22 protein-coding genes are annotated in these 23,176 nt (G+C 70.2%); 8 read left to right on the top strand and 14 right to left on the bottom strand.

From position 1 onward, the window contains the following. Nucleotides 1–26: 26 nt before the first annotated feature. The 4 genes from HNR30_RS17370 to HNR30_RS17355 all read right to left on the bottom strand — a co-directional run bounded on the left by HNR30_RS17370 (nt 27) and on the right by HNR30_RS17355 (nt 4,834). Nucleotides 27–668, bottom strand: coding sequence for a hypothetical protein (locus HNR30_RS17370; RefSeq protein ID WP_181610867.1), 642 nt, complete (start codon nt 666–668; stop codon nt 27–29). Nucleotides 669–674: 6 nt separating this feature from the next. Then, nucleotides 675–2,165: an RNA polymerase sigma factor gene (locus tag HNR30_RS17365; RefSeq protein WP_181610866.1), complete on the bottom strand. Its 1,491-nt coding sequence runs from the start codon at nt 2,163–2,165 to the stop codon at nt 675–677. 208 nt (nt 2,166–2,373) lie between these two features. Continuing rightward, a complete protein-coding gene (locus HNR30_RS17360; protein ID WP_312894462.1) occupies nt 2,374–3,159 on the bottom strand; it encodes a hypothetical protein in 786 nt (261 codons plus the stop codon). A gap of 64 nt (nt 3,160–3,223) precedes the next feature. Further along, nucleotides 3,224–4,834: an ABC-F family ATP-binding cassette domain-containing protein gene (locus HNR30_RS17355; protein ID WP_181610865.1), complete on the bottom strand. Its 1,611-nt coding sequence runs from the start codon at nt 4,832–4,834 to the stop codon at nt 3,224–3,226. Between the two features lie 86 nt (nt 4,835–4,920). Here HNR30_RS17355 and HNR30_RS17350 point away from each other — a divergent pair, with 86 nt between their 5' ends. Genes HNR30_RS17350 through HNR30_RS17330 form a run of 5 tightly spaced genes read left to right on the top strand, consistent with a single transcriptional unit; the run spans nt 4,921 to nt 9,348 of the window. Further along, the gene (locus tag HNR30_RS17350; RefSeq protein WP_181610864.1) at nt 4,921–6,087 is read left to right on the top strand and encodes a DUF5005 domain-containing protein; all 1,167 of its coding nucleotides are present in this window, start codon (nt 4,921–4,923) and stop codon (nt 6,085–6,087) included. Beyond that, nucleotides 6,080–7,042, top strand: coding sequence for a DUF4432 family protein (locus HNR30_RS17345; RefSeq protein WP_246378641.1), 963 nt, complete (start codon nt 6,080–6,082; stop codon nt 7,040–7,042). Before HNR30_RS17350 ends, HNR30_RS17345 begins: the two co-directional genes overlap by 8 nt. Continuing rightward, nucleotides 7,042–7,806, top strand: coding sequence for an SDR family NAD(P)-dependent oxidoreductase (locus HNR30_RS17340; protein ID WP_181610863.1), 765 nt, complete (start codon nt 7,042–7,044; stop codon nt 7,804–7,806). Before HNR30_RS17345 ends, HNR30_RS17340 begins: the two co-directional genes overlap by 1 nt. Further along, nucleotides 7,803–8,402 (top strand): SMP-30/gluconolactonase/LRE family protein, encoded by a 600-nt coding sequence (locus HNR30_RS17335; RefSeq protein ID WP_181610862.1) that lies wholly within the window; start codon nt 7,803–7,805, stop codon nt 8,400–8,402. The genes HNR30_RS17340 and HNR30_RS17335 overlap by 4 nt, the downstream gene beginning before the upstream one ends. Nucleotides 8,403–8,448: 46 nt before the next feature. Further along, nucleotides 8,449–9,348, top strand: coding sequence for a hypothetical protein (locus tag HNR30_RS17330; protein ID WP_181610861.1), 900 nt, complete (start codon nt 8,449–8,451; stop codon nt 9,346–9,348). A gap of 285 nt (nt 9,349–9,633) precedes the next feature. Here HNR30_RS17330 and HNR30_RS17325 read toward each other — a convergent pair whose 3' ends face one another. Continuing rightward, entirely contained in the window at nt 9,634–10,257 is a 624-nt protein-coding gene (locus tag HNR30_RS17325; RefSeq protein ID WP_181610860.1) for an NAD(P)-dependent oxidoreductase, read from the bottom strand. 63 nt (nt 10,258–10,320) lie between these two features. Here HNR30_RS17325 and HNR30_RS17320 point away from each other — a divergent pair, with 63 nt between their 5' ends. Both HNR30_RS17320 and HNR30_RS17315 read left to right on the top strand, forming a co-directional pair. After that, nucleotides 10,321–10,683, top strand: coding sequence for a winged helix-turn-helix transcriptional regulator (locus HNR30_RS17320; protein ID WP_181610859.1), 363 nt, complete (start codon nt 10,321–10,323; stop codon nt 10,681–10,683). After that, nucleotides 10,676–11,728 (top strand): methyltransferase, encoded by a 1,053-nt coding sequence (locus tag HNR30_RS17315; RefSeq protein ID WP_181610858.1) that lies wholly within the window; start codon nt 10,676–10,678, stop codon nt 11,726–11,728. The genes HNR30_RS17320 and HNR30_RS17315 overlap by 8 nt, the downstream gene beginning before the upstream one ends. Here HNR30_RS17315 and HNR30_RS17310 read toward each other — a convergent pair. The 7 genes from HNR30_RS17310 to HNR30_RS17280 are packed head-to-tail and all read right to left on the bottom strand — an operon-like array spanning nt 11,703 to nt 20,788. Continuing rightward, on the bottom strand, nt 11,703–13,160 hold the full coding sequence (locus HNR30_RS17310; RefSeq protein ID WP_181610857.1) for a S10 family peptidase: 1,458 nt from the start codon (nt 13,158–13,160) through the stop codon (nt 11,703–11,705). The two genes, HNR30_RS17315 and HNR30_RS17310, sit on opposite strands and share 26 nt — an antisense overlap. A gap of 21 nt (nt 13,161–13,181) precedes the next feature. Further along, complete coding sequence (locus tag HNR30_RS17305) at nt 13,182–14,402, bottom strand: enolase C-terminal domain-like protein (RefSeq protein WP_181610856.1); 1,221 nt, start codon at nt 14,400–14,402, stop codon at nt 13,182–13,184. Continuing rightward, nucleotides 14,399–17,233 carry a glycoside hydrolase family 38 N-terminal domain-containing protein gene (locus tag HNR30_RS17300; protein WP_181610855.1) on the bottom strand — a complete coding sequence of 945 codons (2,835 nt, stop codon included), beginning with the start codon at nt 17,231–17,233 and terminating at the stop codon, nt 14,399–14,401. Before HNR30_RS17300 ends, HNR30_RS17305 begins: the two co-directional genes overlap by 4 nt. Beyond that, nucleotides 17,233–18,042 (bottom strand): carbohydrate ABC transporter permease, encoded by an 810-nt coding sequence (locus HNR30_RS17295; protein ID WP_181610854.1) that lies wholly within the window; start codon nt 18,040–18,042, stop codon nt 17,233–17,235. The genes HNR30_RS17300 and HNR30_RS17295 overlap by 1 nt, the downstream gene beginning before the upstream one ends. After that, the gene (locus HNR30_RS17290; RefSeq protein WP_312894461.1) at nt 18,039–18,860 is read right to left on the bottom strand and encodes a carbohydrate ABC transporter permease; all 822 of its coding nucleotides are present in this window, start codon (nt 18,858–18,860) and stop codon (nt 18,039–18,041) included. Before HNR30_RS17290 ends, HNR30_RS17295 begins: the two co-directional genes overlap by 4 nt. Continuing rightward, nucleotides 18,857–20,083: an ABC transporter substrate-binding protein gene (locus tag HNR30_RS17285; protein ID WP_312894460.1), complete on the bottom strand. Its 1,227-nt coding sequence runs from the start codon at nt 20,081–20,083 to the stop codon at nt 18,857–18,859. Before HNR30_RS17285 ends, HNR30_RS17290 begins: the two co-directional genes overlap by 4 nt. Before the next feature lie 21 nt (nt 20,084–20,104). Further along, nucleotides 20,105–20,788 (bottom strand): FadR/GntR family transcriptional regulator, encoded by a 684-nt coding sequence (locus HNR30_RS17280; RefSeq protein ID WP_181610852.1) that lies wholly within the window; start codon nt 20,786–20,788, stop codon nt 20,105–20,107. Between the two features lie 51 nt (nt 20,789–20,839). Between HNR30_RS17280 and HNR30_RS17275 the strand changes: the two genes are divergently transcribed. Then, nucleotides 20,840–21,925, top strand: a complete 1,086-nt coding sequence (locus HNR30_RS17275; protein WP_181610851.1) for an alpha/beta hydrolase — start codon at nt 20,840–20,842, stop codon at nt 21,923–21,925. Here the strand turns inward: HNR30_RS17275 and HNR30_RS17270 are convergent. Both HNR30_RS17270 and HNR30_RS17265 read right to left on the bottom strand, forming a co-directional pair. Next, nucleotides 21,918–22,631 (bottom strand): hypothetical protein, encoded by a 714-nt coding sequence (locus HNR30_RS17270; protein ID WP_181610850.1) that lies wholly within the window; start codon nt 22,629–22,631, stop codon nt 21,918–21,920. The genes HNR30_RS17275 and HNR30_RS17270 overlap by 8 nt on opposite strands. Before the next feature lie 11 nt (nt 22,632–22,642). Then, on the bottom strand, nt 22,643–23,176 hold the full coding sequence (locus tag HNR30_RS17265) for a DUF305 domain-containing protein (protein WP_181610849.1): 534 nt from the start codon (nt 23,174–23,176) through the stop codon (nt 22,643–22,645).

The raw sequence follows: 23,176 nt of genomic DNA, 5'->3' as shown, positions 1-23,176 counted from the left end.
GCACACATGAAACTCACGTAACGTAATCATCGCAGGCGAAAGAGGCGTTCCAGCCAGGGTCGGACACCCAGGGGCGGTGGAACCGCGCCACGCGGATAGGTGAACACCGGCGCGGGACTGCCGTAGGAGGCGTGCAGCTCGGCCGCCTTGCACCAGTCGGCGCCCACCTTCGCCGCCGCCCAGGCCGCCGCGATCGCGGCGCGGGCCTCGGGGTGGCGCTCGTAGGTCTGGTAGAGGGTCATCGCGGCGTGCGCCGCCTGGTGGCCGTCGCGCGGGTAGGCGGTCTCGGCCAGGTAGGGCGCGATCACCCGGCCGCCGTGGCGGGTGGCCAGGGACCACGTCCAGTTGGCGACGACGAGGGCGAGCACCGAGTCGGGCACCGCGGCCGCCGCGCCGTACATGCGCTCCTGGCGCACGCCGGTCAGCCGCCGCGACGGCCAGAGCCATTCGAGGTCGCCAGGCGCCTCGGCGACGGCCAGCCACGACAGGACGGCCAGGCCGCGCGCGGTCTGCAGTCTCGACAGCTCCAGGATGTCGCGCAGCATGCGCGGGCCGGGGTCCAGCCAGGTCGGCCAGCCCGCCCGCTGGCTGCGCGGGACCAACTCGGCCAGTTCCTCACACACCGCCCGCGGCAGGACCTTGATGCCCCTGACCTCGAAGGCCTCCACGGCCGGTCAGGCGGCCTTGCCGGCGGTGGGCGCCGGCTCCTGCGTGGGCTCCTGGGCAGGCGGGGTCTGGGACGGGGTGCCGGCGGGCGGCGGCGACGCCGGAGGCGTGGTGGCCGGGGGCGGGGTGGCGGGCGGGGTGGCGGGCGGCGTGGTCTTCGGCGGCGGGGTCTGGGCGGGAGGCGTCGTCGCCGGGGGCTTGCCCGGCCCCTTGCCGGGCGGGCAGTCGTCGTCGCGGCCCGGCCTGTCGTGGTGGTCACGGCTCGGCTGGTCGTCAGGGGCGGTGTCGACGGGAGGCGGAGCGGCGGGCGGCGTGGTCGTGGACCCGGCGGTCGGTCCAGCGGTGGGCCGCGGGGCCTTGGTCGGCTGCTGGGCCGGGCTTCCGCTGCCGGGGCGGGCGATCACGCCCACGCCAGGGCCCCCGCCGTACGGCGGCGCCTGGAGGAGCGGCTGGGTGCTCCTGCTGTCGAGGATCGGGGCGACGACGAGGTCGTCCTGGGTGGGTTCGGGATGCCAGGGAAGCAGCAGGCCCGGCGACTCACCGATCGGGCCGAGCCTGCCCGCCGCCACACCCGGCACGCCGGGCTCCGAGCCGAAGTAGTGGAAGACACTCGCGATCGCGACCACCGCGGCTAATCCGGCCAGCGCCCCAGCAAGCGCCTGAGGCCACCGGCGAACCTTCCTGCCCGACGGGCTGGGAAATCCGGCGGCGTCCAGGGTGGCCGACCGGCGGGCCACGTAGCGGCGGTAGGGCACCAGCTCGGGGTCGGCGAAGCAGCTCAGCACCCGCACTCGCAGCGACTCGGGCAGCCCGACGGCGGGCAGCAGCTCGAACACCTTGGCCGCCGACACCTGGCGCAGCCGGTGCGGGGCGCAGACCTCGCACCGGATCAGGTGCCGGACGAGGTGGTCGCGCATCTGACCGGTCAGCTCGCCGGAGAAGCCCGACAGGATCAGCGCGCGCCTGGGGCAGTCGTAGGGGCCCTTGCGGGCCAGGATCTCGGCGGTGATCGCGTCGCGCAGGCGTTCGCGGGCGTCGTCGAGGTCGGTCTCCAGGTGGCGCACCGGCACGCCGAGCACCGCGGCCACGTCGGGGAGCGGCAGGCGGTGGGTGGTCGACAACTCCAGGATCTCGCGGTCCTCGGCGGGCAGGCTGCGCACCGCGTTCCAGGCCATGATCCGCAGGTCCGCGTCGTCGGGGTCGTCGAGCTCCGGCGGGTGCGCCGCGTTCTCGTCAGGCTGTACGGCAGGCCGCCGGCGCAGGCATTCCACCCGGGCCAGCGCGTACAACCACGCCCCCAGCCTGTCGGGGTCGCCCAGCCGCTCGATGTGGGCCTCGGCCGCGATCAGAGTGTCGCGCAGGGCTACCTGGGCGCTGTCGGCGCTGGCCAGCAGACTCCAGCAGTATCGGTAGACGCTTTCTGCGTGGGAGTCGTAGAGGGCGGCGAGGGCTCCGGGGTCACGGCCGCGCAGGGCCTCGACCAGGACGCGGTCATTCATGTGACCGAAGGTAATGGATTGGTAACTTGCAGTTCTACCCTTTCCGCGCGAATTCCCGAGGAGTTCAGGTTATTCGCGAGGGATTTCCCATCCAGGACATGCGGGACTTTCGGCCCGAGTCCAGAGAATTGTTGATGCTTTATCGGAGATGCCGAAAAACGATCGCAAAAAGTGCGGCGCCTGCTCACGAGCAGGCGCCGCCAGTGCTCTAGTGCTCGTCCCCCGGCATGGCCTGGCGCGCACGATCGCGCAGGAACGGCTCGGTGGTCGGCTTGACGGTGTGCACCGGCACCGCGCCACCCAGCGCCAGCTCCTCGTAGGGCCGGGCGGTAGAACCCCACGTCCGCACCACGGTCTCGGTCCTGGCGACCTTGGCGCTCGACGGCACGCCGTCCACGGTGAGGATGAAGCGCGGCGTCGTGCCCGTCTTCACGTCGTCGACGAAGGCGCTGCCGCCACCCAGCAGCTTGCCCGCCGAGTCGCGCAGCAGGGCGCTGACCACCAGGCTGCTGGCCGGCAGCCGGTACGGGTTGGCGACCGTGCCCATGACCAGGTAGCTGCCGTCCTTCTGACGCAGCGACTGCACTCGCGAGGTGCGGAACGGCTTGAACGCCGAGACCACGCGCGCGGCCTGGCGCCACTGCGCCGGCCGGTGCTCGATGGTCACCTTGGCGGGCTTGCCGTCGGCCACGGCCTGGCCGGTGAAGGCCAGCCTGCCGCCCGGCGGCACGGCGTCGAGCGGCTGGTCCATGCGGACCACCTCGGCGCCCTTGGAGTCACGGCCTACGACCGTGGCCACCACGTGCTCGCCGAAGTGCCAGGGATTGTCGTTGGAGAGCACGCCGGCCCAGTTGACGACGTAGCCGTCGTCGGACTTGACCACGGTCGAGGCCTGCTCGGCCAGAGAGAGCGGCTTGAGCTGAGCGGGTGCCTGCTCTTCCCCGGAGCATCCGGCAAGGAACAGGGCAGCCAGGGCGAGGACGGTGATTCGCACGTATCGGTACTAGCCGCTGAGAAGGTACGGTAACCGCTGGACACGCGACAGCCGTACCAACTCTTTAACGGGCTCGCACGACTCGCGTTTCATCCCATACGGGTTCGGGCGATTCGTACACTTTGCCGTCGGAACCGAATACCAGATAGCGGTCGAAGTCCTCGGCGAACCACCGGTCGTGCGTGACGGCCATCACCGTGCCGTCGAAGGCGTTCAGCCCCTCCTGCAACGCGTCGGCACTGGCCAGGTCGAGGTTGTCGGTCGGCTCGTCGAGCAGCAGCAGCGTCGCGCCCGACAACTCCAGCAGCAGGATCTGCAGCCGGGCCTGCTGGCCTCCCGACAACGTCTCGAACCGCTGCTCCGCCGTACGGCCGGCCAGCTCGTAGCGGGCCAGCAGCTTCATCGCCTCGTTCTTCAGCCGGGCGTGCTCAGTCATGACGATCTCGACGGGCTCGCGGCCCAGCAGGTCGGGGCGCGAATGCGTCTGCGCGAAATGGCCGGGCACCACCCGCGCGCCCAGGCGGGCGACGCCCGTATGCCTGACCTGCTCCCCCGCCATGAGCTTGAGGAAGTGCGACTTGCCCGACCCGTTGGAGCCCAGCACCGCGACGCGCTCGCCGTACCAGATCTCCACGTCGAACGGCTTCATCAGGCCGGTCAGCTCCAGGCCCTCGCAGATGACCGCGCGTTTGCCGGTGCGACCGCCCTTCAGGCGCATCGAGATCAGCTGATCCTTCGGCGCCAGCTCCGGCGGACCCGCCTCCTCGAACTTGCGCAGCCGCGTCTGGGCCGCGTGGTAGGCGGGCGCCATGCCGTCGTTGTAGCGCGCCTTGTTCTTGAGCATGTTGACCAGCGCCTTGAGCTTGGCGTGCTCTTCGTCCCAGCGCCTGCGCAGCTCGTCGAGCCGGTCGTTGCGCGCCTTTCGCGCCTCGGCGTAGGTCATGAAGCCGCCGCCGTGGATCCAGATGTTGCCGGACTCGACGGTGACGATGCGGTCGGCGGAGTTCGCCAGCAGCTGCCGGTCGTGGCTGACCAGCAGGACCGTCTTCGGCGTCTCCTTGAGCTGCTGCTCCAGCCAGAGCTTGCCGGGCACGTCGAGGTAGTTGTCGGGCTCGTCGAGCAGCAGCGTCTGGTCGGGGCCCCTGAGCAGCGCCTCCAGGACGAGGCGTTTCTGCTCACCGCCCGAGAGCGTCGCCACGTCACGATATTTCACGTTGTCGTACGGCACGCCGAGCGCGGCCACCGTGCAGGTGTCCCAGAGCACCTCGATGTCGTAGCCGCCCGCGTCGGTGTAGTCGCTGATCGCCTGGGCGTAGCGCACCTGCGTCTTGGTGTCGTCGCGCTCCATCATGTCGAGCTCGGCCTGCGCCAGCTTCTCGGCCGCCTGCCGTACGGCGGGAGGGGCGACGCTCAGGAGCAGGTCGTGGACGTTGGAGCCGTCGCGGACACTGCCGACGAACTGGCGCATCACGCCCAGACCGCCGGAGGAGGTGACGCTGCCGTCGACGGGCTGGATGTCGCCGGCGATCAGGCGCATCAGGGTCGTCTTGCCCGCGCCGTTCGGCCCCACCAGGGCGGCCTTGACGCCTTCGCCGACGCGGAAGGACACGTCGTTCAGCAGTGGCCGCCCGTCGGGCAGCACATACGTCACTCGGTTGACTTCGACGTGTCCCATGCCGCGCAGATTACCTGCGCGATATCGGCACGGGCATCTCATTATCGACCTAGACAACAAGTGATCTGATGACTAGAACGATAGTCATGAGGCGACTGATCCCCCTCGTCGTCGCCGTGCTCGGGCTGGTGGCCGCGCCGTTACAGGCGGTGGCCGCTCCTCCCCAGCCGGTGCCCTCCGATGCCCGCATCGCCCGTCAGGCCCCCGACCTCGGACCCTCCCCCTGCGCGCTGCCCGTCACCGGGGCGGCGGTGAATCCGCGGCTGACCTCGCTGTTCACCGCCCAGGGCAACGACAACACCCGCACCGACGACTGGACGGGCGCCGACGGCACCTTCTCCGTCAAGCTGCCGGGCGGGCGTGAGGTGTGGGTCTTCTCCGACACCTTCCTCGGCACGGTCAACCCCGACGGCTCCAGGCCGCCCGTGGTGGAGGAGGGCGGCACGACCGTGCTGCTCAACAACAGCTTCGCCGTCGAGCGGCACGGCCGGCTGGAGACGATCTACGCGGGCACCGCCGACGACCCCCGGGCGATCATGCCGCCGCGTGACGAGAACCACTGGTACTGGGCGGGCGACGCGACCGTGGCCGGAGGGCTGCTGGAGGTCACCTACCAGGAGTACGAGCGGTTCGGCCCCGGCACGTGGGACTGGCGCTGGCATCGCAACGTCGTCGCCCGCTTCGCCCCCGGGCGGCTGGACCGGCCGATCAGCGTGCACGATTTGCCGAGCGGCCGCGGCGTCTCGTGGGCGTCGGGCGTGCATCGTGACGGCCCGCACACCTACGTGTACGGCGTCGAGGACTTCGGCATCGTGAAGTACATGCACGTCGCCCGGGTGTGGGGGCCGAGCCTCACCGGGCCCTGGCAGTTCCTCACGGCCTCGGGCGAATGGTCGTGGAACCAGGCCGACTCGGGGCGGATCATGGAGGGGGTCGCCAACGAGTACTCCGTGAGCAGGGTGCGCGGCTCCTACGTGCTGATCACTCACGACACGACCGAGCTGCTCGGGCCGCACGTCGTCGCCTACTTCTCCTGCTCTCCGTACGGCCCGTGGGGCGGCAAGACTCCCGTCTACACCACCCCCGAGACTGGCGGGAACGTCTTCACCTACAACGCGCACGCTCATCCGGAGATCTCGCCCGAGGGCACCCTGGTCGTGTCGTACAACGTCAACACGTTCGTGAGCACCGACCACTATCGCGACGTCACGATCTACCGGCCGCGGTTCCTGGACGTGAGCTTCCTTGCGTAACTGGGCGGCGCGGATCCGGGAGGTGTTCCTGGAGGGTATGCGGGCCTTCGTCCTGGAGAACGAGCGGCTCCGCGTCACCGTGCTGTCGGACAAGGGCGGGGACGTGATCGAGTTCCTGCACAAGCCCACCGACACCGATCTCGTGTGGCTCTCTCCACAGGGTGTGCACAACCCGCGGGGCTCGGACGACTTCATCGAGCACTACGAGGGCGGGTGGCAGGAGGTCTTCCCCAACGGGGGCGCGCCAAGCGTGTACAGAGGTGCACGCTTGGCGCAACACGGGGAGGTGGCGATGCTCCCCTGGCGGGCGAGCGTCGTGGCCGACAGTCCCGAGGAGGTCGCGCTGCGGCTGACCGTGCGCACCCGCCGCCTGCCGTTCGAGGTCGAGAAGGTTTTCCGGTTGCGCTCCGGTGAGTCCCGTCTGGGGATGAACAGCACCGTTCGCAACCTTTCCGGGCAGGCCCTGGAGGCGATGTGGGGACAGCACATCGTCTTCGGGGCCCCGTTCCTGCGTCCCGGATGCACGATCGTGCTGCCCGAGGGCGTGGAGGTGATCCCGCACACCGCGCCGCTCAACGCCTCCGGCAGGAGGGTGGAGTCGGGCGGCACCTGGCCCGTCGTCGGCGGCGTCGACCTGAGCGTGGTGCCCGAGGCGGGTACGGCCAGCGACATCGTCTACCTGACGGGTTTCGACGAGGGCCGCTACGAGGTGCGCGGGACCGTGGCGATGCGGGTGGAGTGGGACGCCCGTGTCCTGCCGTACCTGTGGATGTGGCAGGAGTTCGGCGCCTCGCTCGGCCATCCGTGGTGGGGCCGGGCCTTCGTGCTGGGCCTGGAGCCGTTCTCGAGCATGCCCACCAACGGGCTGGCCGAAGCGGTCGCGAACGGCACGGCGATGATCCTCGGTCCCCTGGAGAGCAAGACCATGTGGCTGCGCGCGGAGGTGCTGGGTTGATGGAGTTCGACGGCAGGGTCGCCCTGGTCACCGGTGGTTCCGCGGGCATCGGCGAGGCCGTGGTCACGCGGCTGGCCGACGCCGGGGCCCAGGTGATCTCCTTCGACACGCGGGTACGGCAGGCGCGGCGCGAGGGCGTCACGTCGTTCGAGGGGGACGTGCGTGACGCCCTCGCCGTCCAGGAGGCGTGCGAGCTGGCGGTGTCGTCGTTCGGCGGGCTCGACATCGTGGTCACCTGCGCCGGCGTGCAGCGCTACGGCACGGTCGAGGAGACCTCCGAGGAGTTGTGGGACGAGGTCCTCGACATCAACCTGAAGGGCGTCTTCCTGGTGTGCCGCGCCGCCGTACCCCTGCTGCGCGCGCGGGGCGGCGGGTCCATCGTGGCCATCTCCTCCGTGCAGGCCTTCGCCGCGCAGACGCAGGTCGCGGCCTACTCCACCAGCAAGGCGGCGCTCAACGGGCTGGTGCGGTCGATGGCGCTCGACCACGCGGCCGACGGGATCCGGGTGAACTCCGTCTGCCCCGGCTCCGTCGACACGCCCATGCTGCGCTGGGCGGCCGACAAGTGGCGCGGTTCGCGCTCCCAGGACGAGCTGATCGCCGAATGGGGGCGCTCGCACCCGCTCGGGCGGGTCGCGCGGCCCGCCGAGATCGCGGAGGTGGTGGCGTTCCTGGCCTCCTCCCGGTCGTCGTTCATCACCGGGGCGGCCCATCAGGTCGACGGCGGGCTGCTGACGCAGGTGCCGGTGGTGCTGCCCGAATGAGGATCTTCTACGGCGGCCTGGCGCGTTCTCCACGGCTCGATCATCCGGAGTGCGTGGCCGTGCAGCCGGGCGACGGCTCGGTGTGGTGCGGCGGCGAGGCGGGCCAGCTCTACCGCATCGCCCCCGACGGCTCCTCGTGCGAACAGGTGGCGTCCACGGGCGGTTTCGTGCTCGGCATCGCCTTCTCGCCCGGCGGGGAGCTGGTCGTGCGCCTCACCCCGTCGCGCGCACTCTGGTACGGCGGGCTGACCTTTCCCAACGGGCTCGCCTCCGACGGGCGGGCGCTCTACGTGGCGGAGTCCTTCCTGCCGGGGATCAGCCGGATCGAGATCCTGCCCGACGGCTCGGCCGGAGCCCGCGAACTGGTCGTGGAGCTGCCCGGCGTGGTCCCCGACGGCCTCGCCTTCGGCCCCGGCGGCCTGCTCCACATCGCCTGCTACGAACCCAGCCAGGTGCTCAGGCTCCGCGACGGCCGCGCCGAGGTCGTCGCCCACGACCCCACGGCGCACCTGCTGTGCCACCCGACCAACATCGCCTTCTCCGGCTCCACGGCCTACGTCGCCAACCTCGGGCGCTGGCACATCACCGAGCTTTGACCGATTTCTACAAGACCCGTCGAGGGGCGCTGCCCATGATGAGGGTATGAGCATCAACCTGTCCGCGGCCGCCGACTTCATGGCCGGCCACGCCCGCGTCCTCGACCGCCGCCGCTTCGAGCTGCTGCTCGGCGCCACCGGCGCCAGCGACTCGGAGGCCGTGCTGGACGCTCTCGACGGTTACCGCAATCCCGACGGCGGCTACGGCTGGGGCCTGGAGGCCGACCTGCGCTCCCCCGAGAGCCAGCCGGGCGCCGCGCTGCACGCCTTCGAGGTGTTCGAGGACATCGCGCCGTTCACCTCGCCCCGCGCCCACGAGTTGTGCGCGTGGCTCTCCTCGGTGACCCTGCCCGACGGCGGCCTGCCGTTCGCGCTGCCCCTGACCGTCACCGCCGCCACCGCCCCCTGGTGGCAGGGCGCCGACCCGCACCAGTCGGCGCTGCAGATCACCTCGATCACCGCCGCGCTCGCCCACCGCGTGGCCGCGCACGACCCGGCCGTGGCCGGCCACCCGTGGCTGGAGCGCGCCACCCGCTACTGCCTCGACAGCCTCGCCGCCCTGGACGGCGAGCCGTTCGCGTACGTCCTGTCCTTCGCGATCCAGTTCCTCGACGCCCTGCACGACACCCGTCCCGCCGAGGCGGCGCCGCTGCTGGAGCGGCTCGGCACCTACGTGCCCGCCGACGGGCGGGTGCCGGTGGCCGGGGGCACGCAGGACGAGGCGCTGCACGCCCTCGACTTCGCGCCGCGCCCCGACCGGCCCGCCAGGGCGCTGTTCTCGCAGGCGGTGATCGACGCGGACCTGGACCGGCTTGAGGGGTTGCAGCAGGACGACGGGGGGTGGGTGGTCGACTACCTCAAGGTGTCGCCCGCGGGGGCGCTCGACTGGCGCGGCCACGCCACGGTGAGCGCCATCGACGTCCTCCAGCGCAACGGGCGGTTGTGACAGCGCGTCATTCTGCCTCGGGCTTGATCTCCTCGACCGCCGCCTTCGTGCGGGCCCGCTTCCGCCTGACCGCCGGATCGGAGCCGATGGCTGTCCGGAGCTCCGCTTGATCCTCCTGGGTCTGCACTCCGGAGTAGCGAGAGGGCCAGCAGGAAGGCTCTCATTGGCTTCCTCGAACGGCAACCATGCGGGGCCTGGGGCGGCAGCCCCAGCCGGGGGCGTGGGGGTGGGCCGAAGGCGCACCCCCACCAGACGCAGCCCGAGCCGAAGGCGAGGCCCTTTGCCCTAGTTGGCCACCCCGATCCGCCGTCCGATCGACGTGCCCTTCTCCAGTTCGTCGACCAGCGCCACCGCGTAGTCCTCGGCCGAGATGAAGCTGTTGCCCTCGTCGTCGGAGAGCAGTTCGTCGCCGCCCACCCGGTAGGAGCCCGTGCGGGTGCCGGGGGCGATCACGGCGGCCGGTGAGATGTAGGTCCACGACAGGTCGCCGGCGTTCTCCCTGACGAACTCGAGCAGGTCCCCCTGGGCCAGCGCCTCGTTCTTGTACATGTCGGGGAACTCCGGCGTGTCCACGAGCCGCACGCCGGGTGCGACTTCGAGCGAGCCGGCTCCGCCGACGATGACGACGCGGCGCACCCCGGCCTTGCGCGCGCCGTCGAGTACGCCCTGGCCGGCGGCGAGCAGTGGGGCGGAGGGCTCGGAGCCGTCGCGCGGCGGGGCGATGGCCAGGACGACGGCGTCCTTGCCGGTGGCGAGGGCGGCGACGGCGGAGGCGTCGTCCGCGGCGGCCGCCTGGGTGCCGGACGCTCCGCTGCGGGTGACTCCGGTGACCGTGTGGCCCCGGTTGACGGCTTCGGCCGCGATGCGGCTGCCGACCATGCCGGTCGCGCCGATCAGGAGAATCTTCATGATTTCGACGGTATCCATTGGATACTGGTTACTTCAACGTGCCATTGGTACCTTGGAGAAACTATGACCAAGGGAAATGCCTTCGACCCGAATTGCCCCACCCGGCTGGTGCTCGACCGCATCGGCGACAAGTGGACGGTGCTCGTCGTCCTGAACCTGTGCCAGGGGCCGATGCGTTTCACCCAGCTGAAGGACCAGATCGGCGGCGTGACCCCGAAGGTGCTCACCCAGACGCTGCGGGCGATGGCCAGGGACGGCCTGCTGACCAGGCACGTCTTCGCGGAGGTGCCGCCGCGTGTGGAGTACGAGCTTACCGAGCTGGGCCATTCCCTTCGCGCGCCGATCCAGGCGATCACCGACTGGGCCGAGGAGCACGTCCTCCAGGTGATGGCCTCCCGCACCGGTACCCTCGACCAGGATGAATGAGTTCGAGCTCACCCGCTTTCCCGTCGATCCGCGCGACCAGCTGAGGGCGTGGGACGCCGCCGACGAGTATCTCCTGGACGAGCTGCCCGAGGTGAGCGGCGAGGTCGTGATCCTCGCCGACCGCTGGGGTGCGCTGGCGACGGCCCTGGCCGACGTGAACCCGATCCAGATCACCGACTCGTTCCTCACCCAGCAGGCCACCCTCGACAACCTGCGGCGCAACGGCCGCCCCGCCGTACGGATGCTGACCACGCAGGACGCGCCGCCGGAGAGGATCGACGTGCTCCTCGTCAGGGTGCCCAAGAGCCTGGCGCTCCTGGAGGACCAGCTGCACCGGCTGGCTCCCGCCGTCCACGCCGGCACCCTGATCATGGGCACCGGCATGGTCACCGAGATCCACACGAGCACGTTGCAGCTGTTCGAGCGCATCCTCGGCCCGACGCGGACGTCGCTGGCCAAGCGCAAGGCCCGGCTGATCCACTGCACGCCCGACCTGACGATCCCGCGCGTGCCCAGCCCGTGGCCCAGGAGCTACGCGCTCCCCGACGGCACGATGATCGTCAATCACGCGGGGATCTTCTGTGCCGACCGCCTCGACGTCGGCACCAGGTTCTTCCTCGATCACCTGCCCAAGGCCCACGGCAGGGTGCTCGACCTGGGCTGCGGCAACGGCGTGGTGGGCCTGCGGGCGAGCCTCGACGACCCGGAGGAGGTCGTCTTCGCCGACGAGTCGTACCAGGCCATCGCCTCGGCGCGGGCCAACTGCCCGCAGGCGACGTTCGTCACGGGCGACAGCACCGCCGGCGTCACGGACGTCGACCTCGTCCTGAACAACCCGCCCTTCCACAGCCACAGGGGCACGACCGACCGTACGGCCTGGCGGATGTTCAAGGACTCCCGCCAGGCCCTGCGCCGGCAGGGCGAGCTCTACGTGATCGGCAACCGTCACCTCGGCTACCACGTCAAGCTGCGCCGCCTGTTCGGCAACTGCGAGGTCGTCGCGAGCGACCCCAGGTTCGTCATCCTGCGTGCGGTGAAGCGTTGACGAAGGCCGCCAGGTCGGCCGACTGCTGCACGCGGATGCCCTCGTGCACGTACATCATGTGGCCGGCCTCGTAGTACTTGAACTCGATCTGGCCGCGCAGCTCGCCCGGCACCCTGAGGTGGGCGAAGGTGTGCTCGGCGGCGAAGTACGGCGTGGCGCCGTCGTGGTAGCCGCAGGCCACGTGCACGCGCAGGTGGGGGTTCTGCCGCATCGCGGAGCCGAGCTTGTCGACGACGTTGACGGAGGCGCCCTCGAACTCCTTGTACGACCACGGCTGCACGCGCCCGGTGAGGATCTCGTAGGGCAGGTCGTTGGAGTAGCCGAGCTCGGTGCGCAGGTAGTGGTTGAGCGCGGCGGAGTAGGGCCCCATGATCGCGCTCATGCTCGGGTCGTAGGTGAAGCTCTCGCGTCCGTAGTCGGGGTCCCAGCCGGTGAAGCGGCCGTCGAGGCGGCCCACGGTCTGGCGGCGTGAGCGCAGCACCTCGGTGAAGAAGCGCACGTGCTCGATGCGCAGGTCGACCCGGTCGACGTAGTCCTCGGACAGGCCCGTCAGCCGGGCGACGGTCGCGACGTGCCCCGAGCGCTCGTCGTCGGTCAGCCGCGTGCCGCGCGCCAGCGCCCACGGGTAGTCGCGGGCGGCGTACTCCTCGGCCTCGCGCAGCACGTCGGCCAGGGGGCGGTCGCCGTGCAGGCCGTGGTAGTGGGCGATCGCCGCGTAGGTCGGCAGGAACAGCGCGTAGGGCTGGTCGTTGCCCTCGCGGAAGCGGATCGTGCCCATGTCCAGGACGCTGGAGATCAGCATCAGCCCGTTGAGGTACATGGAGTAACGCGACTGCAGGTAGTCGGCGAGCGCGGCCGCGCGCAGCGTGCCGTACGACTCACCGGCCAGGAACTTGGGCGACATCCAGCGCCCGTTGCGTGTCGTCCACAGCCGGATGATCTCGCCGACGGACTCCAGGTCGCCGGTGAACCCGTGGAAGGCGGCGGCCTTCTCGCCTTCGGCCGCTCGGGAGTAGCCGGTGGAGACCGGGTCGATGAAGACCAGGTCGCTGTCGCGCAGCAGCGTTTCAGCGTTGTCGGCCAGGCTGTAGGGCGGGGGCAGCAGGTTGCCCGCGTCGCCCATCACGATCCGGCGGGGGCCGAGCACGCCCAGGTGCAGCCAGACGCTGGAGGAGCCGGGCCCGCCGTTGAAGGCGAAGGTGACGGGTCTGCTCGAGGGGTCGGCCCCGTCGAGGGTGTAGGCGGTGACGAACACCTCCGCCTTGGCCTTGTGCCCGTCGAACGTGCCGTCGGTGAAGGCCTCCTCGCGCAGGACCACGGTCCCCGTGGTCGCGGTGTAGGCCTCACCCGTCGGCAGGGTGTGCTGGGTGGTTACGAGATCGTCGGTGGGCTCAGCGGGCTTGGCCTGCGGCTCTTCGGGGTCTTGCGCCATGAAGCAACACTATGGGGCGATCTACCCCGGATGAGACGGGTCGGCGAAGCGCTCGTTGGGCACCTGGGCGTACCAGCCGGGCCGTCCGGGGTCGCGATCGTAGAGGTAGCCGCCCTTCTCGCGGTAGAACTCGGAGTACTCCGCGACCTTCGCCGCGTCGAGCCGCACCCCGAGGCCGGGCCCGGACGGCACCGCGATGCGCCCGTCGCGATACTCCAGCTTGCCTCCCTCGATGACGTCGTCGAGCAGCTGGTGGTAGTGCGCGTCGGCGGCGTATCCCAGGTTGGGCAGCACCGCGCCCAGGTGCAGCATGGTCGCCAGTTGCACGCCCAGCTCCCCCGACGAGTGCACGGCCACCCCGAGCTGGAAGGTCTCGCACACCCCCGCCGCCTTCACGCAGGGCCGCACGCCGCCCCAGAACGTCGTGTCGAGCAGCACCACGTCGGCGCTCCTGCGCAGCACGTTGGAGGCGAGCTGCTCGAAGTTGACCACGACCGTGTTGGTCGCCAGCGGCACCCGCAGTTGCTCGCGCAGGTAGCGCAGCCCTTCGAGTCCGAAGACCGGATCCTCCAGGTAGTCGTTGTCGAGGTGCTCGATCGCCCGGCCGAACCGCAGTCCCTCGGCCATCGACAACACGGCGTTCGGGTCGTAGCGCAGCCGGTCGCCGGGGAAGGCCTCGGCCAGCGCCCGGTAGCACTCCAACTCGTAGTCGGGCGGGAAGACGCCGCCCTTGAGCTTGTGAACGGTGAAGCCGTGCTCCCCCTTGAGCGCGCGGGCGTGCGCGACAAGCTGGTCGGGGGTGCGCACCTCGTCGAAGCCGTCGCCCGCGTAGCGGAAGAACAGGTAGGAGGCGAACGGCACCTCGTCGCGCATCCGCCCGCCGAGCAGGTCGCAGGCGGCCACGCCGAGGTGCTGGCCGATCAGGTCGAGGCAGGCGAACTCGATGGCGGCCAGGAGCTGGGTGCGGTTGTTGTACAACGACGCCGTCGGGTTGGCGATCTTGAAGCGGAGCGCCTCCAGCTGGAAAGGATCGTGATCTTTCAGGTACGGCATCAGCGCGCGGAAGGCCGCCTCCGCGCTCTCCCCTCCGCCGCCCATCTCCCCCAGCCCGACCAGCCCGTTGTCGGCCTCCACCTCGACGAGGGTGCGGACGAAGCGTCCCCAGTGGGCGCCGTTGCTGTGACGCAGCGGCGCCTCCAGGGGCACCGCCACCGTCGTCGCCCGGATGTCAACGATCTTCACAGCTCCACCACTCCGCAGGCGGGTATCCGCACCTTCACCGATCTCTCGCCCAGCCGTACCGTGACCTCCACCGGCTCGGAGGACAGCGACCTGAGCCGGGCGACCGGCCCGGCCCCCAGCGAGGTGATCCGCACGTCCGGGTGGTCGACTTCCGCGAACCTCTCCTCCGGCAGCGCCGTGCCGGTCGGCACCGCGATGAACGGGTCGGTCAGCCCCGCCGCCGTCTCGGCGCCCAGCCGCCTGGCGTCGGCCCGCGCCCGCGAGGCGACCGCGTAGCGGAAGGTCGTCTCGCCCTGCTGCTGGGCGGGGAAGTTGGTGTCCCAGATGTTGTTCAGCGCCCAGGAGTAGAGCGTGCCCGGCTCGTCGTCGAGCGTCGGCGGGAACGGCGCGTAGGGCATGTGGATGGTGCCGAGCTGGACCAGCGGCGCCTCCATCGTCGCCCACGCGATCGTGAGCTCGGGATCCTCGAACGCCATCCAGTGCCTGATCGGCAGCATGTAGGCGGCCGAGCCCGGCACCTTGGGCAGGTCGGTGCCGCCGACTCCGCCCGTCAGCTCCCAGGCGGCGGGCGGCCTGCCCGCGGCGAAGGGGAAGGCCAGGAAGACCGCCTCCTTGCCGGGTGTGCCCTGCTTGGCGAGCTGGTAGCGCAGGTCGAGGCGGGGCACGCCGCGATGCAGCTCGATCGTGGTGCGCAGCCAGTCGACGCCCTTGCCCTGGAGTTCCACGACGAGCTTCTCGCCCACGGCGGTCCTGACCGACTTCACGATGGCCGCGTGCCTGGCGATCGCGCGGTCGCCGAGCAGGGTGCGGTCGTGCGCGCCGACGTGGCCCGACATGTGGTTGAAGTGCGGCGCGGTGGCGTAGCGGTCGTAGACGTACTGCCCGAACCCTCCGGCGGCGTCCTGGTTGACCAGCTCGCGCCCGGCCACCTTGTCGAAGATCGAGCGGATGTGGCCTTCGCGCACGCCGTAGCTCACCCGGTAGAACTCGTTCTCCAGCACCGGCTCCCCCGTCTCGGCGGCGGCCGGTGCCCGCTCGCCGGGGGCGACGTCCAGGCGCACGTATCCGAATCCGGGCACGTCCTCGACCACCGCCTCCAGATGCCTGCCGATCGGCCTGGTCGGCCAGTCCTCCGGCTCGACCACCTCCTCGTGGTGCGGCACCCGCCGCCCGGTCCGCGCGTCGACGAGCACGATCGGGGCGTCGAGCGGCACGACGTCACGCGGGAGGAAGGCCCGCACCACGTCCGTGCGCGTGTTCGTCGCGGGATTGAAGACCGCGAAGGAGCCCGTGCCGCGCCCGAACCGGCTGATGGCGGCCTGCAGCAGGTCGCAGGCGTCGTCCTGGGCCTGGTAGGCCCCGGCGGACTTGCGTGTCCACTGCAGGCCGCCCGAGTCGCCCGCCTCCTCGGCGTCCTCCCACGGGTTGGCCGCGCCCCAGGTGTGCTCGTTGAACAGCGCGACCTTGTCGTAGGCGTCGTCGATGTCGGCGGTCGCGTCGTGCCCGGCCAGCGTGTTGAGCGTCTCGGCCGCGCGCAGCGCGCTCTGCGCCCGCCGCACGTACCCCAGCGGCCGGGCGCCGGAACCGAGCCCGTCGGCCCACCAGTCCGTCCAGTCGCCCTCGTGGACGGCGAGCGCGTCGAAGTGCCGCTCGGCCACGTGGTCGAAGAAGTCGCTGCTGGTCGCCGAGCGCAGCCGGGGCCAGGCCCAGTCCTGGTTCCACTGCCTGACGATCGAGGCGGGCACGATGGAGGGCCCCGCGTTGTCGGCGTGGGCGCCCTGGACCCTCAGGTGCAGCGCGTCGAGCTCGTAGGGCGGCTTGGCCGCGTCGGGCCCGAGCCAGCCGAAAGTGCCGGGGCCGTACGGGTAGGAGCGGTTGGCCAGCGAGTCCAGGTAGCGCGGCAGCAGGTCGATGCTGAGCTCGTAGGAGTCGGTGAGCCCGACCGTGTTGCCCTCCATGTAGGCCATGCCGTGTGGGGTGTCGGTGAACCAGACCAGGAGCTCCTGCCCTGAGGGCGCCCTCCAGCGGAAGGGCCGCGTCAGGCCGTCGCCGCCGTGCAGGTACGGCACGCTGCGTCCGGCCCAGTTGTGGGCGGCGGCCAGGTAGCGCACGCCCACCGAGTTCAGCGCGTCGACGAGCCCGACCACCGCCCCTGGCACGTCGGTGTGCATGGCCGAGCGCACCGGGAACGGGAAGGACCTGACGAAGCGCAGCTGCCGATAGAGCTCCTCGGTCGAGCAGGCCTCGGTGTGCAGCTGGAAGGGCAGCGCGGTCACCTCGACGACGCCCTGCCGTACGAGCTCGGCGAAGGCCTCGACCTGCGGCGCGGGACGCGCCGCCAGCCACTTGATCGCCGGGTACGACGACTCGACCGTCCAGCGGAAGCGGGCGTCGTCGTCCCAGGCGGCCGTCTCCTGGGCCAGGCGGAGCGCGGCGTCGAGGTAGTCGAGGTGGTGGCGCAGGACCGTGCCCTGCGGGTCGGTGTAGCCGATGTCGAGGTGGGAGTGGTGGACGACGAAGACCGTCCACTTGCGCTGCGGCGTGACGATGACCCGCGCCGAGCCGATCCCGGGGGCCTCCAGCGTGAACGCACGCGGGGAGTCGACCTCGGGCACGAGGAAGGTGCCGTCGCTCTCCAGCTCGTCCAGCCGGTACGTGACGCCGGGCGGCCCCGACACCCGCACCACCTGGCGGCCGTCGTGGGTGAACAGCGGCACCATCGAGACCCGCACCCCCGGCAGCACCTCGGTCGAGGTGTTCTCGCGCAGGGTCTGGCGGATGCCGTCGTAGTCGGGCGAACCAAGACTCGGCTGCAGCAGCCGGCTCGTCATCACACGCTCCCTAGGGACAGGCCTCGGGCGAAGAGGCGCTGGGTGGCCAGGAACAGCAGCACGGTCGGCAACGAGACGACCAGCCCCGCGGCCAGGCCGACGGGCACCGGCGTGCCCGCGTAGACGTCGGTCATGAGCCCGGCCAGCACCGTCATGACCGGCCGCACCTCGGCCGTCTGGGTGAGGGCCAGGCCGAAGAGCAGGTCGTTCCAGATAAAGGTGAACTCCAGGATGAACACCGCGGCCAGCGCCGTGCCCGCCAGCGGCAGGTAGATGCGCCAGAAGATGCGGGCCGTGGACGCGCCGTCCATGCGGGCGGCCTCGAAGATCGAGTAGGCGATGCCGGTGAAGAAGTTGCGCAGCACGAAGGCGGCCAGGGGCACGCTGATCGCGGTGTAGACCAGGATCATGCCCAGGCGCCTGTCGTAGAGGCCGAGGTCGGAGTAGGTGACGAAGAGCGGCACGAGCAGCATCTGCGACGGGAAGATCGTGCCGCCGAAGATGAACATGAACCACCAGAAGCCGCCCCGCAGCCGCAGCACCACGATGGTGTAGCCGGCCATCGCGCCGATGACCACCGCGAGGGCGGGCGAGGCGAGGCTGTAGAGCAGCGTGCCGGCCAGGCTCGCACCCAGATCGGCCCGCTCCAGCGCCGTGGCGAAGTTCTGCAGGAGCCGGAACTCACCCGACGGGATCCAGGCCTTCGACGGGTCGTAGGAGCCGGCCGGCCGCATGGCGTTGACCAGCAGCAGATAGGTCGGGCCCAGCCACACCAGGCCCAGCACGATCAGTACGGCACGGCGGATCACGTGACCTGCCTCTTCAGGTAGAGGTACGACGCCAGCCCGGTGACCACGGTGAGCAGCACCGCCACCGCCGAGCCGTACCCGTATTCACTGGCCACGAAGGTGTCGCGGTACATGGTCACCGCGAGCGTCTCCGACGACCGCCCCGGACCTCCCTGCGTCATGACCCACACGATGTCGAAGGTCTTCAGGCTCGCCACCAGCGCGAGCCCCACCACGACCGCGGTCAGCGGCGCCATGAGCGGCCAGATCACGTGGCGGAACAACGACCATCCCCCGGCGCCGTCGAGCCGCGCGGCCTCGATGGGCTCCTTGGGGATGGACTGCAGCCCGACGACGAACAGCAGGGTGTTGACGCCGAGCTGCTGCCAGGTCCACACCAGCAACATCGCCAGCGTGTTGTGCGGCGCCTCCTGCAGGAAGGCCGTGTCGACGCCGAGCAGCAGGTTGGCGATGCCGCCGTGCGACAGGATCGGGCTCCACACCATGCCCAGCCCGGCCCCGCTCAGCGCGTAGGGCAGCATGAACGGCAGCCGGTACCAGGCGCCGCGCTTCAGGTCGTACGACAGCACCGCCACCAGCAGCCCGAGCCCCACCGGGAGGATCATCGTCCCCGCCACCCAGATCAGCGTGTTGCGGATCGAGGTGAGCAGGGCGGGGTCCTGGACGAGCTCGGCGAAGTTGCCGAGCCCCGCGAACTGCGCCGGGGCCAGGCCGTCGTAGCGGGTGAAGCTCAGGTAGCCGGTCCACAGGAAGGGCGCGTAGAGCAGCGCTGCCACCAGCAGGACGGCCGGCGCCACGTAACCGGCACGCCACTTCACTGGTGCGTGCTCCAGTACTCGTCGGCGGCCTTCTGGATGTCCTGCAGCACCTTCTGGTATTCAGCGGGCTTGGTGACGAACAGCCCGAAACCGTCGAGCGCGGCGGTCAGGATGGGCGGCGGCGTGGCCTCGAAGTAGCGGTTGACCAGGCGGTACTTCCCGCTGCCCGCGTCCTTGGTGATCTGGCCGAGCGCCTGGTCGGCGATGGCCACCTTGGGGTTGGCGCTGACGTCGCCGCGGGTGGTCGCCCACTTCTCCTGCGCCTCCGGGGTGGTCCACCACTTGAGGTACTTCATGCTGGCGTCCGCGTCGGGCGCGCCGGTCAGGGAGCAGAGCGGGCCGCTCTCGAAGATCACCGAGGTCTTGGGGAGCGAGGCGTTGATGTTCGGGATCACGAAGAAGCCGTAGTCGGTGCCCGCCTTGAGACTGCGCTGGGTCATGCTCGTGTTGAACCAGGTGCCGAAGGAGACCATCGCGCTCTTGCCGTTCTTGAGCGAGTCGGCGGGGTCGGTCTTGTCGCCGGGATTGACGAAGTATCCAGCGTCGATCATCGACTTCCAGCGCTCCATCACCTGGACCACGCCCGGGTCGGTGTACTTGGCCTTGCCGGTGGAGAGCCTGTCGTACAGGTCGGGGTCCGTGCCCGCCAGCATCTGCTCGAACCAGACGAAGGAGAACAGCACGCTGGTGTGGTAGAACGCCTTGACGTTGTTCCGCTTGAGGGTGTCGGCCACCTGGATGAGCTCGTCCCAGGTCGTGGGCGGCCGCAGGCCGTACTGGTCGAAGGTCTTCTTGTTGTAGAACATGCCCCAGTAGGCGACGTTCAGCGGCACGCAGTACTGCTTGCCGTCGAAGGTGTAGTACGGGGCGAGGTCCTGCGGTAAGTCACCGTTCTTGATCGCTTCCTGCCAGATCGCGGTGGTGTCGGCCACCTGCTTCTGCTTGACGATCTCCTGGAGCATGCCGCCGGTCTGCCAGGTGAACAGGTCGGGCTTGGTGTCGGTGCGGAAGGCCGCCTTGATGAGCGCCTGATACTGCGCCGAGTCGGTGTGGCCGACGGGCTTCACACCCAGGCCGATCTTCTGCTTGGACAGGGCGCCCATGTCCTCGAAGTACTTACTCCAGGCGCCCTTGTCGTTGTAGAGCGACAGCTCGGTTTTCTTGGGGGCTTCGGCTGCGGTGCCGCAGGAGGTCAAGAGGATCGCCACGCCTAACGTGGCCACGACCGACCGGATCATGGGACCTCACATCCGTTGTTCTATGACCGTCTTCACATCCAGGAGATGGGCCTTCATCAGCTCGCCCGCCGACTGCGGGTCGCCGTCCACGATCGCTTCGAGGATGGCCAGGTGCTCCTCGTAGTCGCGGCGGCGGTCGTCGAACAGGCGCAGGATCTCGCGCTGCTCGGAGGCGTGCACCGTGAGCAGGGAGTCGACCACCTCGGCCAGCACGCCGTTGCCGGCCGCCCGCGCCACCGACCGGTGGAAGTCGAGGTTGACCTCGGCCAGTTCCGTGTCGCGGCCCTGCAGGTACTGCGCGGCCCGGTCCAGCAGGGTGCGCAGCTCCGCTCCACGCTTGTTGAGCGCCGCCCTGGCGGCCAGCGGGGGCTCGATCAGGATCCGGGCGTCGAGCAGGTCGAGCAGCTGCTCGCCGTGGATCTGGCGGACGTTGGGGTTGGGCAGCACGACCCGCTCGATGGCGGCGCCCACGTAGATGCCGGAACCGTGCCGCATCTCGATCGCCCCGGTGGCCTCCAGGCGCCGCAGCGCCTCGCGAAGCGTCGGGGTGGTCACGGCGAACCGCTGGGAGAGCTCCCTGGTCGAGGGGAGCCGGTCACCCGGCCGGTGACCGCCCTGGCGGATGAGATCCAGCATGCGCTCGGTGAGCGCGTCCGACAGGGTGGGGCGCGTCACTTCACTGTGGGACATATCAAGTCATCTAATCACCTAAGCGGTGCAAACACCAGGTATCGTCTCGGGGTGAAAAAAGTGCTCGTGTGGACCGCTTCCGTGCTCGCGGTCCTGGTGGTGGTGGCCCTCGGGGCCGGGGGCTGGTACTACTCCGGGATGGTCATCGACCCGGCACGGGGGCCCGCCTCGTACCCGATCGAGGTGACCGCCGTCTCCGGCGGCCAGGTCACGCTGAAGGGCGGCGGCGACACCGACTCCCCCGGCATGTACGGCCTGACGTGGGCGGGAGGAAGCGCCCTGGTCGGCCCGGTGTCGAGCGTCTCGGGCGAGAGCGTCACGCGGCTGCTCATCAAGGTGCGCAAGGGCGAGCTCAAGCCCGGCGTCCGCGCCTACCTCGACCGGTGGATGTACGGCGACGAGGACCCCACCTCCGCCCTCGGCCTGCCGTACGAGAAGGTCTCCATCAAGGGCTACCCCGCCTGGCGGCTCGACGGCCAGGCCAAGACGTGGGTCGTCGCCGTCCACGGGCGCAACGCCAACCCGTCGGAGACGCTGCGGGTCATGCCGTTCTTCCACAGGCTGGGGATGCCGGTGCTGTCGATCGGCTACCGCAACGACCGCGGCGCTCCGGCCAGCGACGACGGCAAGTTCCACCTCGGCGCCTCCGAATGGCAGGAGGTGGCCGCCGCCGTCGCCTACGCCCAGTCGCAGGGCGCCTCCGACGTGATCCTGTACGGCTGGTCCATGGGCGGAGCCATCGTCTCCACGGCCGCGCGCAAGATGCCCGACGCCCCCATCAAGGGGATCATCATGGACAGCCCGGTGCTCGACTGGACCCCGCCCATCGAGGCAGGCGCCCGCGAGCAGGGCGTGCCCGTGTGGTTCGCGGGAGTGGCCAAGTTCATCGTCGAGCGGCGGACCGGCATCTCCTTCGACGACCTCGACCAGGTCAAGCACGCTTCCGCGTTCAAGACGCCGATGCTGGTCTTCGCCGACTCGGCCGACACCGGGGTGCCCATGGGCGCCGCCGCGGCCTTCGCCAAGGCACGCCCGGACCTGGTGACGTTCGTCCAGACCGACGGCGGCGGGCACGTCGGGTCGTGGAACGTCGACCAGGCTCGCTACGAGCGGGCGCTGGCGGACTTCGTCAGCTGACCCTGGACTCGGAGGCCTTCCAGGTGTTGCACGCCTTGGGGCTGCCGGCCCGGTAGCCCTGGGTGAACCAGGCGAACTCGTTCTTGGTCACCTTCGCCTGCCAGATCCTGTGGTAGCGCTCCTCGACCGGGTGGGGAGCTTCTGCCCTCAGCAGCGGCTTCCAGTTCTTGGAGGTGCGGCCCAGCGCCTTCATCGTCACGCCGGTCAGGCAGGCCACCTGGTAGTCGAAGCGGCGCCGGTGCTCCTGGAGCAGCTTCTCGTCGCCGTCGTTCGGCAGCGCCCGGTAGCCGAGGGTGATGCCGGCGCGGTCCATGACCACCCTCGCGAAGGCGTCGGCGAACTGGACCTGGATGGCCAGGTCGTCCTTGGCCTTGATCCAGTCGTTGGCGAGGTAGACGTCCAGGCCGTAGAACCGGTCGATGAAGGAGTCCTTGAACTCGACGCCGGTGGCGTTCCCCTTGGGCTCCTTGAGGAACCTGACGCGCGGCTCCTCCCATTCCGGGACCAGGGGCTTCCACGACTTGCTGAGGCAGGCGACCAGGTTCTTGACGTACTTCTCCGTCGACGCCTTGCTCGTGCCCTTCTTGAGCGAGCACGTGACCTTGGCGAGCTTGCCCTGCTTGTAGAGGGCGTTGTGGGTCAGCTCGGGAGCACCCTGGACGGGATCGGCCAGGAGGGCGAGCGCGGTGACGATGCTGGTGATCACGAGTGCGGATATTAGGGCACTTTCTTCAACAAATCGAGCATGATTCTCACCTGCTCCTTCCGTGACTGCTCGACCTGCTTGGCCCAGGCCTTCACCTCGGGATTGGCCCCCGCGAACCCCTCCTTGTAGGCCAGCTGCACCGCGTCGTCCTGATGCGCGATCAGCAGGTTCAGCGCGTCCCGGTCGAACCGCGTCGAGCCGCGCAGGGCCGCGATCTGCTCCTTGTCGGTCTCGGGCACGTCATGCCCGCCGTGCGCGTCGCTCGGCGCGGCCAGCGGCTGCTCCCACTCCTGCAGCCACCGTCCCATGGTCGCGACCTCGCCGCTCTGCGTGCTCTCGATCGCCGCGGCGAGGGTCCTGAGCTCCTCGTTGCCCGCCCGCTGCCGGGTCAGCCTGGCGAGCTCGACCCCCTGCTTGTGGTGCGGGATCATCATCTGCAGGAACATCACGTCGTCGGCGTTGACCGGCCCGGTGCCCGGCCCCGTGTCGGCGCCGCATCCGGCGAAGGCGACGAATGCGGCGACGAGCACGGCGATGACCTTCAT

This window comes from Nonomuraea soli, assembly GCF_013761175.1.
GTDB lineage: Bacteria > Actinomycetota > Actinomycetes > Streptosporangiales > Streptosporangiaceae > Nonomuraea > Nonomuraea soli.
This window is presented reverse-complemented; position numbering and strand designations above follow the sequence as displayed.